Annotated in this window: 10 protein-coding genes; 5 read left to right on the top strand and 5 right to left on the bottom strand. The window is 40.2% G+C overall.

Annotation, left to right across the window (positions count from 1 at the left end):
* Positions 1–26: 26 nt before the first annotated feature.
* Together uvrA and LEP1GSC202_RS12375 are read left to right on the top strand one after the other, a co-directional pair.
* A complete protein-coding gene (uvrA, locus tag LEP1GSC202_RS12380; protein WP_015678126.1) occupies positions 27–2,918 on the top strand; it encodes an excinuclease ABC subunit UvrA in 2,892 nt (963 codons plus the stop codon).
* Between the two features lie 5 nt (positions 2,919–2,923).
* Positions 2,924–3,970, top strand: coding sequence for a hypothetical protein (locus LEP1GSC202_RS12375; protein WP_015678087.1), 1,047 nt, complete (start codon positions 2,924–2,926; stop codon positions 3,968–3,970).
* Positions 3,971–4,055: 85 nt separating this feature from the next.
* Here LEP1GSC202_RS12375 and LEP1GSC202_RS12370 read toward each other — a convergent pair whose 3' ends face one another.
* From LEP1GSC202_RS12370 to LEP1GSC202_RS12360, 3 genes are read right to left on the bottom strand one after another with little or no spacing between them, the layout of a single operon-like run.
* Entirely contained in the window at positions 4,056–5,036 is a 981-nt protein-coding gene (locus LEP1GSC202_RS12370) for a cation diffusion facilitator family transporter (RefSeq protein WP_015678223.1), read from the bottom strand.
* The gene (locus tag LEP1GSC202_RS12365) at positions 5,029–6,093 is read right to left on the bottom strand and encodes an OmpA family protein (protein WP_015678193.1); all 1,065 of its coding nucleotides are present in this window, start codon (positions 6,091–6,093) and stop codon (positions 5,029–5,031) included. The genes LEP1GSC202_RS12370 and LEP1GSC202_RS12365 overlap by 8 nt, the downstream gene beginning before the upstream one ends.
* Complete coding sequence (locus LEP1GSC202_RS12360) at positions 6,080–6,751, bottom strand: hypothetical protein (protein WP_244147722.1); 672 nt, start codon at positions 6,749–6,751, stop codon at positions 6,080–6,082. Before LEP1GSC202_RS12360 ends, LEP1GSC202_RS12365 begins: the two co-directional genes overlap by 14 nt.
* An 86-nt stretch (positions 6,752–6,837) precedes the next feature.
* Here LEP1GSC202_RS12360 and mgtE point away from each other — a divergent pair, with 86 nt between their 5' ends.
* Entirely contained in the window at positions 6,838–8,241 is a 1,404-nt protein-coding gene (mgtE, locus tag LEP1GSC202_RS12355; protein WP_015678138.1) for a magnesium transporter, read from the top strand.
* Between the two features lie 63 nt (positions 8,242–8,304).
* Entirely contained in the window at positions 8,305–8,940 is a 636-nt protein-coding gene (locus LEP1GSC202_RS12350; protein ID WP_015678048.1) for an LA_2219 family laminin/E-cadherin/plasminogen-binding protein, read from the top strand.
* A 44-nt stretch (positions 8,941–8,984) separates the two neighbouring features.
* Here LEP1GSC202_RS12350 and LEP1GSC202_RS12345 read toward each other — a convergent pair whose 3' ends face one another.
* Together LEP1GSC202_RS12345 and LEP1GSC202_RS12340 are read right to left on the bottom strand one after the other, a co-directional pair.
* Positions 8,985–9,959 carry an LEA/WHy family protein gene (locus LEP1GSC202_RS12345; RefSeq protein ID WP_015678034.1) on the bottom strand — a complete coding sequence of 325 codons (975 nt, stop codon included), beginning with the start codon at positions 9,957–9,959 and terminating at the stop codon, positions 8,985–8,987.
* Between the two features lie 33 nt (positions 9,960–9,992).
* Positions 9,993–10,763, bottom strand: a complete 771-nt coding sequence (locus tag LEP1GSC202_RS12340; RefSeq protein ID WP_015678343.1) for an exodeoxyribonuclease III — start codon at positions 10,761–10,763, stop codon at positions 9,993–9,995.
* A gap of 50 nt (positions 10,764–10,813) precedes the next feature.
* On the opposite strand from LEP1GSC202_RS12340, the gene LEP1GSC202_RS12335 reads away from it, so the two are divergent.
* On the top strand, positions 10,814–13,639 hold the full coding sequence (locus LEP1GSC202_RS12335) for an adenylate/guanylate cyclase domain-containing protein (RefSeq protein WP_015678071.1): 2,826 nt from the start codon (positions 10,814–10,816) through the stop codon (positions 13,637–13,639).

Below are 13,639 nucleotides of genomic sequence, written 5' to 3'. Positions count from 1 at the left end.
CTCCATTCCTTAAAATTCTTTCCAGAATGAAAGAGGAAAACAACCTATCCGATGTGGATTCCTTTATTCGTATTCGTGGCGCCCGTGAACATAACCTAAAAAACCTAAACCTTGACATTCCAAGAGACAAACTAGTGGTCATCACTGGACTTTCTGGTTCTGGAAAGTCTTCGCTTGCCTTTGATACCATTTATGCCGAAGGGCAAAGGCGGTATGTGGAGTCCCTTTCCAGTTATGCTAGGCAATTCCTTGGCCAAATGGAAAAACCCGATGTGGACCAAATCGAAGGATTAAGTCCTGCAATTTCCATAGAACAAAAAACCACACACCGGAACCCACGTTCGACAGTAGGAACTGTCACAGAAATTTATGACTACTTGCGTTTGTTATACGCTCGTGTGGGGAAACCACATTGCCCAAAGTGTGGAACACCGATTTCCAGTTTATCCGTCGACCAAATCACAGACAGGATCAATATTTTTCCAGAAGGGACCAAGTTACAAATCCTAGCCCCTGTCATCCAGGGGAAAAAAGGGGAACATCGAGAGGTTCTCGAACGATATAAAAAAGAGGGTTTCAACCGAGTGCGTGTGAATGGGGAAGTGTATTCTCTAGAAGACGAAATCCCCTTAAAGAAAAACTTCAAAGCAGATATCGATATCGTTGTAGACCGGATCGTGATGAAACCGGGAATCCAGTCTCGGCTGTCCGACTCTGTGGAAACCGCTTTAAAAACAGCAGATGGGATCGTTGTCGTAGAAGATGGGGAAAAAGACCATCTGTTTTCCCAAAAACTATCTTGTCCCAAATGTGATGATGTGAGTATCCCTGAACTCACGCCGAGACTTTTTTCCTTTAACTCTCCCTTTGGTGCCTGTTCCCAATGTGATGGGCTTGGTGCACTCCTTGAGTTTGATGAGGCACTTCTTGTGACAGATCGAGAGGCATCTCTTGCAGAAGGTTGTATCGAAGCATGGGGAGGATCCAAATCCAATTCCTATTGGTATATGGCCACCATACAAGCGTTATCTAAAAAATTGAAGTTTAACTTAAATACAGCTTGGAAGGATTTACCAGAAAAAATTCGAAACACGATTTTACACGGTGATGCTTCCATCCATATCGATTATGATTTTAGAGGAGCCAATTCTCATTATGAATTTTCGAAAAATTACGAAGGTGTGATTCCCAATCTAAAACGTCGTTATAAGGAAACCAAATCAGATTCGATGCGCCAATGGTTTGAGTCATTTATGACAAACCATGATTGTGATGAATGCCATGGAAAACGTTTGCGAAAGGAAGCACTGGCAGTCAAAGTCCAAGGCATTGGAATTGATGCCTATACTGGTTTCTCCATTGAAAAGGCCTTAGAATTTACCAAAAAATCTGAATACAAAGGGGCAGAAGATACTATTTCCAAACCCATTCTGAAAGAGATCTTACAAAGGCTCCACTTCTTAAATGATGTGGGAGTTGGGTATTTGAATTTAAGTCGTTCTGCAGGAACACTTTCTGGTGGGGAGATGCAACGGATCAGACTTGCCACTCAAATTGGATCTAGGTTAATGGGAGTCCTTTATATCTTAGATGAACCATCCATTGGTCTCCACCAAAGGGACAATACGAAGCTCGTGCAAACCTTAAAGGGCTTACGAAATTTAGGAAATACTGTCCTTGTTGTGGAACATGACAAAGAGACCATGGAAGAAGCGGATTATATTGTGGATATGGGGCCTGGCGCTGGTGTCCATGGCGGCGAAATTGTAGCCTTTGGAACCCCTGAACAAATCAAAAAAGACAAACACTCTGTAACTGGTAAGTTTCTCTCTGGAGAAAAACGAATTTCCAAACCGGAAACAAGGAGAGTGGGGAATGGTAAGTTTTTAAAAATCACGGGAGCAACGCATAACAACCTTAAGAATGTTGATGTTTCTATCCCTCTTGGAACATTAACGGTAGTTACAGGAGTATCTGGTTCTGGTAAATCAACCTTAATCAATGAAATCCTTTATAAGGAACTAGCAAGTTCCGTGATGGGAATGAAACTGGTTCCCGGCAAACACAAAAAAATCCTAGGAAAAGACCAAATCGATAAGGTCATCAATATTGACCAATCTGCCATCGGAAGGACCCCTCGGTCGAACCCAGCCACTTACACTGGTTTATTTACCTTTGTGCGTGATCTTTATAGTGGTCTAGAAGAAGCAAAAGTGCGTGGGTATGGGCCCGGGCGTTTTAGTTTCAACGTGGCTGGTGGAAGGTGTGAAAAATGTGAAGGTGATGGGATTTTAAAAATCGAAATGCATTTTTTACCGGACATCTATGTGGAGTGTGAGGTCTGTAAAGGCAAACGGTACAACCGTGAGACCCTAGAAGTGAAATACAAAGGGAAAAATATATCCGATGTACTCGGGATGACCGTGGAAGAAGCTGTTGTGTTCTTTGAAAATATCCCCAACCTCAAACGGAAACTGGATACCTTGATGGATGTAGGCCTTGGGTATATCAAACTGGGACAAGCAGCTACAACCTTTTCTGGTGGTGAAGCCCAAAGGATCAAACTCTCCACGGAGCTTTCCAAACGACCCACCGGAAAAACACTTTATATATTGGATGAACCTACGACAGGACTCCATTTTGAAGACATTGAAAAGTTACTATCCGTTTTGCAGGTGTTAGTTGATAAAGGAAATTCAATGGTAATCATTGAACATAATTTAGACGTGATCAAAGCTGCCGATTATATCATCGACATTGGACCGGAAGGGGGAGATGGAGGGGGAGAAGTCATTGCGACTGGAACTCCAGAAGAAGTCGCCTCTGTGAAGGCATCATTTACGGGACAATACTTGAAGAAAGTTCTACAAGAGGAAAAAGAATTGGATGCCAAAATGGCGAAACGAAAGGGAAAATAACGTTTGTGAATGAAACAAACGATCCTTCCCCATTCCATTTGTTTTCCAAATGGGGTGACAACGATTCGATTTTCCCCAAAGATTATCTAGAAAACGATATAGTCCCGACAGGTACAAACTTTTACCGCAGTTGGAAACCCTATTTGTATTCCGCTGGTTTTTATGATTTCATTTTAGGAAAAGAGTCCTATTTCGAATTTCAAAAAAAACTTTCGTCCTTAGCCGAAGAACCACTCGGAGTTTCCTTAGCACTTTCTTGTATGGTGGAAGTGAATGTGGCGGGCGGAATCCTTAACGCGTCAAGGTTCCAGGAACCTGGCTCTCATTTTTTATGGAATGCGTTTTCAGGAAAAGAACCATTCATCATCCTTGCAGCTGGTGTGAGCGAACCAGGGTTTGACGGAAAATTAAAAAAACTCCAATCAAGTGTCAATGAGGATAAGTTAACAGGAATTAAATCTTTTATCACCAATGGAGGTGAGGCCGATTTCATTTTTTGGGTCACAAAATCAGAGGAAAATTATCCCGTTTATTTCGTATCGAATCCACGGGAACCTCATCATCCCCATGTCACTGAGAAAAAAATTTTCCATACCGATTTTACACCGCAGGTGAGCCACTTACGAATTGGACTTAATGAATTTCCAATACCTCCAGAGAATCTAGTCATCGAAAATTACGGAGAATTGGGACTCGAACTCCGATTAAAAGAGTTGTGTTCCTTAGTTTCCTTACTCATCGGCAAAACAAAATCTCTCAGTGATTTGCATGCTGGAATTTACCGAGAACGGACGGTATTAGTGAATTGGCAAAAAGAGTTTTTGGAAAGTCTGAAAGGCAATCCCACAAAAGAACTGTTACTCGAAGCGGTTCCGTATCCCATTATACCGCTCATCCAAGAGGTGACAAAACATTATGGTTTGGCCTCACAAGAGGATTTAAAATCCATCGATCCCGACTGGCAATTATTCCTTTGGGAAGATCATTTGACCAAATACTTACTCCATAAGAAAAAACGAAACACTCCAATCGATTTGAACCTTGAATCCTAACAATTTCTATAAAAACGGAAAGGTGAACTATTTTTGATTCATATCCTACCACTTTCCTTTGATGGTGGACAAAAGCCAAAGGATATCAATGGGAATGGTTGTGGATCGGTTTTCCTTTGTGGTCATGGGCATGACCATGTTCATGGCCATGGTGTCCAAATTCACGTTCTGATTCTCGGATGGTAAGGGAATCTAATTTTTGCAAAATCGCAGCGGATATGATTTCTACCGATACAAATGGGACACCAAATTCTTCTTTTAGCACTTTATGGATTTCGAATGTAATTTTGTCTCGGTTTGCATTCTCTTTTGCGGCCACTTGGATTTCTACAGAAAATATGCCTGAGGTCAGTTTGCGAACGATGATTTTGGGAACGGATTGGATTCCATTCAAAACTTTGATATGTGCGAGTAAATGATCTTTGTCAAACTCGCTGGTATCTGCCTCAATGAGAATTTGAATCGATTCTTTTACAATACCATAGGAAGTTTTTAGGATAAAAAGTCCAAGTAAGATACTAAGGATACTATCCACTTGTTTGATTCCTGTGAAACGAATGAGCAAAGCTCCAAAAATCACAGCCAAGGTACCGAGTAAATCACTGAGAACATGGAGGTATGCCGATTTTAAATTGAGGCTTGTTTTACTCACTCCCACTAGAAGACCGGCGGAAATCAAATTGATCCCAAATCCAATGAGGGAATACACAAGCATCGTCTCTGCTTCCACATCCGCATTTCCATAATAACGCAGATAACTTTCATATAAAATAAAAATGGAAATGGCAATGAGAAGCAGTCCATTTAAAAAAGCAGCAATCACTTCAAAACGATGGAACCCAAAAGGGTACTTTGCATTGGGTTTTTTGGACGCAATGACCAGGGCAAAAAGGGATATGATATGTGCAAAGATATCTGCAAAGATATGCCCTGCATCGGCAAACAAAGCTAAACTTCCACTTTCTTTCGAACCCACCCATTCGATAAAAAATATCATAATGGAAAGCAGTCCCGAAAGACTTAAGTAAAAAATCAGTTTTTTACGTTTGGGACGATTGTTACTCATGGTTATTACCGAGAGAATTTGCCCCTCTTGGAATCACAACAATGTCTACTCTTCGGTTTAGCGCTTTGTTTTCTTTGGTGCTATTGGGTACAATGGGTTGGTATTCCCCATAACCCGCACTGGAAAAGTTTTTTGGATTTAAACTTTTGTTTTGTAAGATAAATTCAAGAACCGCTAATGCCCGTTCGCTGGAAAGATGCCAGTTGTTCCTAAACTTTGTTTTGATTGGGACATTGTCCGTATGCCCTTCAACGACGATGTAGTTCTCTGGGTATGATGCTAAAATATCCCGAATTTTTTCGATCGCAGGTAGGATGGCTGGTTTCAATTCCGAAGAGCCACTATCAAACGAAATTTTATCATCAATGTTGATGATGAGTTTGTTATGGAATCGTTTCAGACGGATTTGGCCTGATGTGATTTCCTTTGCGAGTTTCTCTTCAAACTCTTTGGTTTGTTCGGATAATCTTTCGAGTTCTCGTTTTTGTTCTTTGGTGAGCTTACGTAGATTTGCCAGTTCTTCTTCTAAGTTCCGAATCCTTTCTTTCAATTCATCGATTTTGGATTCATACGTTTCGCGGAGTTTTTGTTCTTTCTGCAAACACTCCCTTTCTTTTTCTTCTAGTTTTCGTTTTAAACTGTCAATTTCCGCTCGGTCTTTTTCTTCTCGTTTTCTGTTTTCTTCTGCAAGCGTTCGTTCTTTATCGGTGCCTTTTTTTTCAAGACTACGGAGTCGCATATCGTAATCTCTGAGTTTATCAGAATACTCATCTTGTTCTTTGGAACGGTTTCGTTTTTCGAGTTCTAAATCTTCGGTGAGATTACGGATTTGGGATTGCAGGTCTTTTTTTTCTTCTTCTAAACGATTCAGTTCGTTTTGGTGTTGTTTGCGAATGTCTGCAAGTTCCAATTCCAAAGCATATTTTTCTTTGTAAATTTGGTTGTATTCATAAGGAAAGTAAACCCAGTCCGCAAGAAGAGGGCTAGGGGAAATAAAACCAATGAGAAGGAGGAAAGTTGTGGTTACGAGGTGGAAAAGAAATTTATTTGGAGTCATCAAAACTGTCCTCTAAATTGACTTTCGGTAGACTCGGTGCTTCCGATTTCACACGTTCCCAGTCGGAAAGACGCCTTCTTGCATCCGATTTTTTTTCAGCATATTGGGTTTCATAAATTTCTTTTTTGATGTATTCGGGATCTGCAGGAGTTTTTCCTTGGGATTCTTGGAATTTCACTGCGATTTCCGATCGTACTAACTCTAGTTCCGCGATGAGTTCACCCAAAGACGCCTCTTTCATTTCCAAATAGGCTCTGTCTTCCTTTTCTTTTTGCACCCATGTTTTGTATCTGGTTTCTTCTTTGGCTCTTTCCAATTCAACGGTTTGGCTTTCTTCTAAGTATCGTTTGGCAGAAATTTGATCTTCTTTTAATGTGAAGTAGGATTCCTTGGTGCGTTTCAAATCCCTTTCGGCAGCATGTTTGTTAATTTTGGCTGATGAAATTTTGATGGCCTGGCTTGTGAGAGCATTTGCCTTTCTTTGGTTTGCAACTTCATTATTCAATTTGATGATTTTTTCTGTAAGGACCTTCGTTGCATTTTTTTGCTCCGAATTCATCACTTCTTCACGCACATAGGCATCAGGGACTTTGCTGATTTTTGGTTCAAAGAGAACACATTGTGAAAAAACAAGCAGAAGAAAAAGATTCGTTTTCAAAAAAGGAACTCGTGCCGACATAGGATATAGCCTATGGTTCACGTGACATAACCGTCAATTGGAAAATTCAGGAAATCCGCTGATTTATGGAAGAAGAAAGAAAGAAAGAGTCCGAATTCCGAATCAAAATCGATAGAGACAGTGATTCCTATGAAGAGTTTGTCGACCTCATCAAAACTTCCATCGCCGCAAAAGACCAAACAAGTCTTAAAGCAATGCTTGCTGGCGCGCACCCCGCAGACGTTGTCACCTTATTCAAAGACCTAGAAAGAGAAGAGGAACTTTACCTTTTCCGACTTCTTTCCTATGAAGACCAAGCATACTCCCTCATCAAAATGGAAGAGGAGACTCTCGAGTCCTTTTTGGAGGAGCTATCTGTCGATGAGATCTCAAAAACCATTGGCCATATTGAAACGGATGAGACTACATACCTGCTTTCCTATTTGCCCAGTGCAAAAAGGGAACTTGTCCTTGCCAACTTAAGTAAAACAGATAGTTTTGAAATCAGATCCCAACTTGGATTTCGTGAATACTCTGCGGGACGACTCATGTCCAAAGACTTTGCCACTGTCACCATCACGGATAATGTTCGAAAAGGGATCATCAATGTCCGAAAAAAAGCCAAAGAAATTGAAGACATCTACCAAGTGTATGTAACCAATGAAGACGGTGTTTTAGAAGGTTTTATCCCTTTAAAAGATTTGTTTCTCACGCCCATCAATACAAAAATTGCCAAGATTACCAATTTCTCCATCATTGCCTTCCACTATGACGTAGACCAAGAAGAGGTAGCCAATACATTTAAAAAATACGATTTAGTGAGTGCTGCTGTCACAGATGATTTAGGCCGAATCATTGGTCGCATTACAGTGGATGATGTGTTAGAAATTGTGGAAGAGGAAGCATCGGAAGACATCCTCCTCATGGCGGGGGTATCAGAAGATGAAAGATTATCCACACCCATTTTACAGTCAGTCAAACGTAGGATCATTTGGCTCAATGTAAATTTACTCACAGCATTTGTAAGTTCTACTGTAGTTGCTTTTTTTGAAGATACCATTTCTCAAATTGTTGTGCTCGCAACTCTTATGCCAATTGTAGCCGGTCTAGGGGGAAATGCTGGCACACAATCTGTAACGGTTGTCATCCGTAACATTGCAACTGGGGACCTATCCTTTTCCAATTGGTGGGATGCTGTTCGTAAGGAATTTACCATTGGTGTCATTAACGGACTTGCTCTTGGAACTGTTACCTTCACAATGATTTATTTAGTAAAAGGAAACCTAACCTTAGGGCTTGTCGTGGGAACGGCGATGTTTGTGAATATGATCGTAGCTTCCCTTGTAGGATCACTTGTTCCCATTGTCTTAAAAGGGATGAAAATTGACCCAGCCATTGCTTCCTCCATTTTTGTCACAGCCACAACAGATGTTTGTGGATTTTTCTTTTTCTTAGGTCTTGCCACGGTCTTTGCTAAATATTTGGTTTAGGCAATGTCCATTTTTCGTTAAATTTCTTGCCATTGGAGGAAACCACCAAATACTGATGACCAAATGAAATTTTTGTTTCACTCGGTCCTATTCGTTTTCCTAATTTCCTTTGTTTCTTGCCAAACCACTAAAGAATCTTCAACCAGCACTTCGGACGAAACAAAGACCGAGACCCTTGTCCCAAAAGACATTCTCCCACCACCAGGTGGTGAAGGGGAAATCATCCTAAATGAAAAAGGGGAAGAGGTACAAAACCATACCGGCGAAATTCCCTTTTTCCAAAAGAAAAGTGACCTTCCCCAAGAAGTGTTTCGAGTTTATCTCGCCTCAGATTCGTATATGGTGAGGCAAATCCGCCATACCGATAAAATCCGTAGAAAACCAGACGCTGGTGGAGACGAACTTTCCAAAGAGGAAATGAAAAAGTTTGACCTACTTAGTTTTGTGGATGATGGGATCATTTCCATTGGGTTAAACACTGTCACTGGGAAATTGGAATCTATTGCCTTTGATAGAAGGGTCCCGCGCATCAATGACATCGCAAAAATCATCCAAAATGATGCTTCTCGTTTCAATTATGAACATTCTTCAAAAGATGGAAGTCCACTCATCACAAGGTTTCTTGTGACCTACCAAATCAGATTGTATCCAGGTAAAACACGGGATGAAATCAAACAAATGTTACAGAAGAAAAAATAATTTAATTTTCTTCTGTAACATCTAGGTTGTTTAAAACATATCTTTCATTGCCATTGGAATTTTCCTTTTTTCTCATAGGAAAAAGGAATGTTCTCTTGTAAATTTGGCACCATAAGTCCTGAATCACCTTGTAATTGGTAAAGGGCTTCTTTGGATTGGATTGTTTTGTAAAGAGAAGTTCCAATGGATGCCAATGGGAATTGGTTTTCTACTTTTACAGTTGATTCCTTTCCTCCATTCACAATTTCCTTTGGAGTTCCATTTAAAAAATTTTCACCTGCTAGTTGTAAATTGTATTTCAAATCGGTAAGTCCTAACGAAGACGCTGCTTGGTTTGTGAAAACAAAATCAAATTCGGTTTTTAAATTGAGATTTAGACCCGTTAACCCTGCTTTGGCGGCAGAGGTAACAGGAGTTTTTGAACCACCGAGTAATCCCTTTAGAAAATTAGTTGTGGTACCTGCCAGTGATTCGGTATTGGAAACACTTAGAATTTCCGATTCCGTTGGCATAAGGATTTTAAAATTTCGAATTTCCACATCAGGTAAAACAGCTGGAATTTCTTTTTTTTGGACAAAAGGGAAGGTTAAAGAATCCTTTCCAAGTAATTGCCATTGTTTGGGGATGGGAACTTTCATATTTCCTTCTGCACTCACCTCTAACAAAGGTTTTGTTGGAAATTTTTTATACAATTGTAATAAGTCGGTATACTTTAGTTTCACATCAAGTGGCAAGGATTTGGTTTTTTTCGCTTCGATCACTCCCAAATCTGTTTTGATATGGGACAATTTCATTCCTTCAATTTTGATATCCATATCCAAAAGCGAACTGGGAAGGGAAACGGGATATGGATTGGAAAACGAAGTTTCGACACCGAGTGTGATGTCTGTAAATGTAATTTGTTTGATATGGAGGGATTCGAAGGAAAATTCTGGAGTTGGGATTTTGTCTCGTAAAACGCCAAGGACAGAACACTGAAAGGATACGCTAAGGGCTAGTAGGAAAAGGAAACGACTCATGAGAGAAGAATTGATCGGAGAAAAAGGTATCTGTCAAGAGAATTGGATTTCGAGGACCACCGGGGCATGGTCGGACAATACCGGCTCTTTGGCAATTTTTGCATTCTGAAGACTAACGGTTTTGGATTTGGTCACAAAAAAATAATCGATCCTCCAACCTTTATTGTTTTTACGCGCTTGGAACCGATAGGTCCACCACGAATACTCATCTCTTACGTTAGGGTGGACAGTCCGAAAGCAGTCAAAAAAACCTAAATCCAAAAACTTTGTTAACCATTTCCGTTCTTCTGGCAAAAACCCTGAGTTCTTTTCATTTCCTTTTGGGTTGTGGATGTCCCATTCTGTATGGGCAATGTTGACATCCCCGCAGATAAGGAGGGGTTTTTTCTTCTTTAAAAATGGTTTTGTCAGTTCGGTAAATTCATCCAAAAACTGGTATTTGACCTTTTGGCGTTCCTCGCCACTGGTTCCCGAAGGGAAATACAAATTCCACAGGAAAAAATCGGGAAACTCAAGGAAAACGGACCGTCCTTCTGTTGCAAAAATCCCAGCTCCGTAGCCAATCTTTACTTCTTTCGGTTTGATTTTCGTAAGGACAGCAGTCCCACTGTACCCAGCTTTTTCAGCCAAACAGAAATGGACTTCATATCCCAGTTTGTGGAAGTCCTCTTTGTCAATTTCTTTCGCGGGAGCCTTCGTTTCTTGGAAACAGATAATGTCAGGATTTTCGTGACGTATAAATTCGAGTAAACCTTTGCTGAGACTGGAACGAATTCCGTTGCAATTTAACGTGATGATTTTCATCTAGAAATCAGATCGATTCAAAGTCATTTTAAGTCGATACTAAAAACAGCATGTTAGAAATTTCTGCCGAAATTCCCTTCTTAAAAACGTCCAAACTCATCTTACTGGCTTGGGATGAGTCCCTTCCTAGTTTGGAATCTTGGAAAGGGGATGATGGCATCACTATATTTTTCCAAACGAGAAGGACAAGGGAACTTGAGTTCCGATTTGGGCCTCCACCATGGGGGATTTCGTTTCAAAACGATCATTTCGAATATCCGTTTTTATCCATCCATCATATTTCGGCAAACAAACATTTGGCGAAAGAACTTACACAAGCAAGCGAAGGTAAAAATTTATATGTTTTGTATCCGAAAAACGTAGAGGTAGAAGTACGATCTGTTTTTGCTCGGCTCGAATACCTATATGATGACAGGATTTCTCCAGACCGCATCACCCATAGATTTGGTCTGACAGGAAAAACTAGTTCCATACCGGAAACAGTTGGAAAAACGAAAGAAATTGAAACCAAAAGTTTATCATACCCCCCATTGGAACTCATAGGTGTAAGTGGAAAAACCAAACGCCGCCAAATGGAATTGGTTTCCATTTCCACTGAAAATGATCCTAAGGTCCAAGACCAACATATCGAAATACCAAAAATCCAATCAAAAGAGGATTTGGAAAATGGTTCGTTGGATTTGGGTAAAGAAGAAGACCCAAACCATCCCTATGATATGATCGAATCATCCTTTGCCTCTAGTGATGAATCTAACTATACTAATGGGCATCAGGTGAATGGTGAAAAATCTTCGGTACTTTCTCAAAAAGAAGATCAATCAAAAACAATTGTTACAACTCCACCGGAAAAAGAATCCAAAGAAGAAAATGCTAGTTCTTTGAACATTGATTCTACTGTTGGTACTAAATTTTCTTTGCAGTTGAAAATGATGGGGGTAATTAGTTTACTCTTTATCTTATCGGTATCATCCATTATTATCTTTGCATCCTTTCATTTTAAACGATCCATAGAACTTCAGTTACGTGATAATAATATTCGAATGGCGGAGATCATCGGATCAAAAGTTCGATCTGATATTTTGGGTGTTGTCGAAAAAGGTAGACAAATTGCAATCACTCTTACAACACAAGGTCTTCCTGAAGATGACAGGAAACTTTTACTCAAAACGTTTTTCAAAAATGATAAAGAATTCATTTATTTAGGAATTTTTGAAAGGCGAGGGAATACTCTTGTGATAAAACGAGAGGTATTCAACGAAGAAGAACTGAAAAAAAGTTCCGTTACGGAAGATGACTTTCATGCTGTTGTGGAAAGGAATCGTGACGCCTTGGTAGAAGCCTTTAATGGGCAAACCGTTCTCCTCAATTCGAGTCCAGGGTTTGTGGAACCTTCCTTTGCCATTGCCATCCCAACGGCAGAAAATGGGGAACTAGACAATGCTCTTGTGATCATTGTGAAATTAGAAAAGATCATCGGTGCCTTCTCCAAAAAAGGAATTGAAACTACCTTTATGGTGAATGGATCGGGAACAGTCCTTGCGCATCCGAAAGAAGATTTGGTATTAGCGGCCACAGACCTAACCGGTATGCCCATCGTCAAATCAATGCTCACCAATCCTCAAAGTAAATTTCAGATGAGTTATTTGGATGATGAATTGGGTGGGAATTATTTAGGTTCTTTTCAAAAGATTGGTTTTGCGGATGCGGGTGTCATCACCATTGTTTCGGAAGAGAAAGCATTTGCCGATGTGTACAAAAGCCAAAAAACAAATCTTTATATCGCTGGGATCGGATTGTGTTCTGCTCTCATATTTGTATTTTTCTTTTCCAAAACAATTACGAAACCTGTATTACAGCTGTTAAGTGCTACTCTTGAAATTGCAAAAGGGAATTTTAAAATCGGTATCAAACCCACAACCCAAGATGAGGTAGGATTACTTACCAAATACTTCATTGATATGGGACAGGGTTTGGAAGAAAGGGAAAAGGTAAAAAACATCTTAGGAAGTATGATTGATCCAGTGGTTGTCCAAGAAGCCATGGTAGATCTTGCGGCTTTAAAACGAGGATCCGAAACTCATATCACCGCTTTTTTCTCAGATGTCGCTAGTTTTTCCACGATTTCAGAACAGCTGAAGAGTGCGGACCTTGCTTCACTGCTCAATGAATACCTTTCTGCCATGACGATCATCCTAAAAAAACATGAAGGTGTTTTGGATAAATACATTGGGGATGCCATTGTCGGAATCTTTAATGCCCCAGTTCCAGTTTTAGACCACGAATTAAAAGCTGCTAGAGCCAGTGTGGATATGGTATTAAAACTAAAAGAACTCAGAGAATATTGGACAAAAAATAATTTATATTCAAAAGAAGCGCAAGTGATGGATGCAAGGATTGGTCTCAATTCAGGACCAGCGAAGGTTGGTTTTATGGGAACCGACGCTCTTGCATCTTATACCATGATGGGAGACACAGTCAACTTAGCGGCAAGACTTGAAGCTGCTGGAAAAGACTATGGTGTGAATATTCTCATTACGGATCCAATTCGAGATAAAATCAAAGATGAGATGCTCACACGTTTCGTGGATTTGGTGCGAGTGAAGGGAAAAAATGAACCTGTTCGGATCCATGAACTCATCGGTTACCGTTCGGACGCACAATCAAATTTGGTCGAAGCTGCTGCATTGTATGAATCCGGTTTTGATGAATACCTCAAACAGAATTGGAAAAAAGCAATCCAATACTTCCAAGATTCAGAAAAGGCGAAAGGTGTAAAAGACAAAGCAAGCCATATGCTGATTGAAAGATGCGAAGAATACAATTTGAATTCCCCTGGAAAAAATTGGGATGGAGTTTTCACAAGGACTCATAAGTAA

This window comes from Leptospira yanagawae serovar Saopaulo str. Sao Paulo = ATCC 700523 (assembly GCF_000332475.2).
Lineage (GTDB): Bacteria > Spirochaetota > Leptospiria > Leptospirales > Leptospiraceae > Leptospira_A > Leptospira_A yanagawae.
This window is presented reverse-complemented; position numbering and strand designations above follow the sequence as displayed.

What these genes read in the sequence shown, in the direction of transcription:
- LEP1GSC202_RS12370 (WP_015678223.1), bottom strand. Translation starts at nt 5,036, where the DNA reads ATGAGTAACAATCGTCCCAAACGTAAAAAACTGATTTTTTACTTAAGT.
- uvrA (WP_015678126.1), top strand. Translation starts at nt 27, where the DNA reads ATGAAAGAGGAAAACAACCTATCCGATGTGGATTCCTTTATTCGTATT.
- LEP1GSC202_RS12335 (WP_015678071.1), top strand. Translation starts at nt 10,814, where the DNA reads ATGTTAGAAATTTCTGCCGAAATTCCCTTCTTAAAAACGTCCAAACTC.
- LEP1GSC202_RS12340 (WP_015678343.1), bottom strand. Translation starts at nt 10,763, where the DNA reads ATGAAAATCATCACGTTAAATTGCAACGGAATTCGTTCCAGTCTCAGC.
- LEP1GSC202_RS12365 (WP_015678193.1), bottom strand. Translation starts at nt 6,093, where the DNA reads ATGACTCCAAATAAATTTCTTTTCCACCTCGTAACCACAACTTTCCTC.
- mgtE (WP_015678138.1), top strand. Translation starts at nt 6,838, where the DNA reads ATGGAAGAAGAAAGAAAGAAAGAGTCCGAATTCCGAATCAAAATCGAT.
- LEP1GSC202_RS12345 (WP_015678034.1), bottom strand. Translation starts at nt 9,959, where the DNA reads ATGAGTCGTTTCCTTTTCCTACTAGCCCTTAGCGTATCCTTTCAGTGT.
- LEP1GSC202_RS12350 (WP_015678048.1), top strand. Translation starts at nt 8,305, where the DNA reads ATGAAATTTTTGTTTCACTCGGTCCTATTCGTTTTCCTAATTTCCTTT.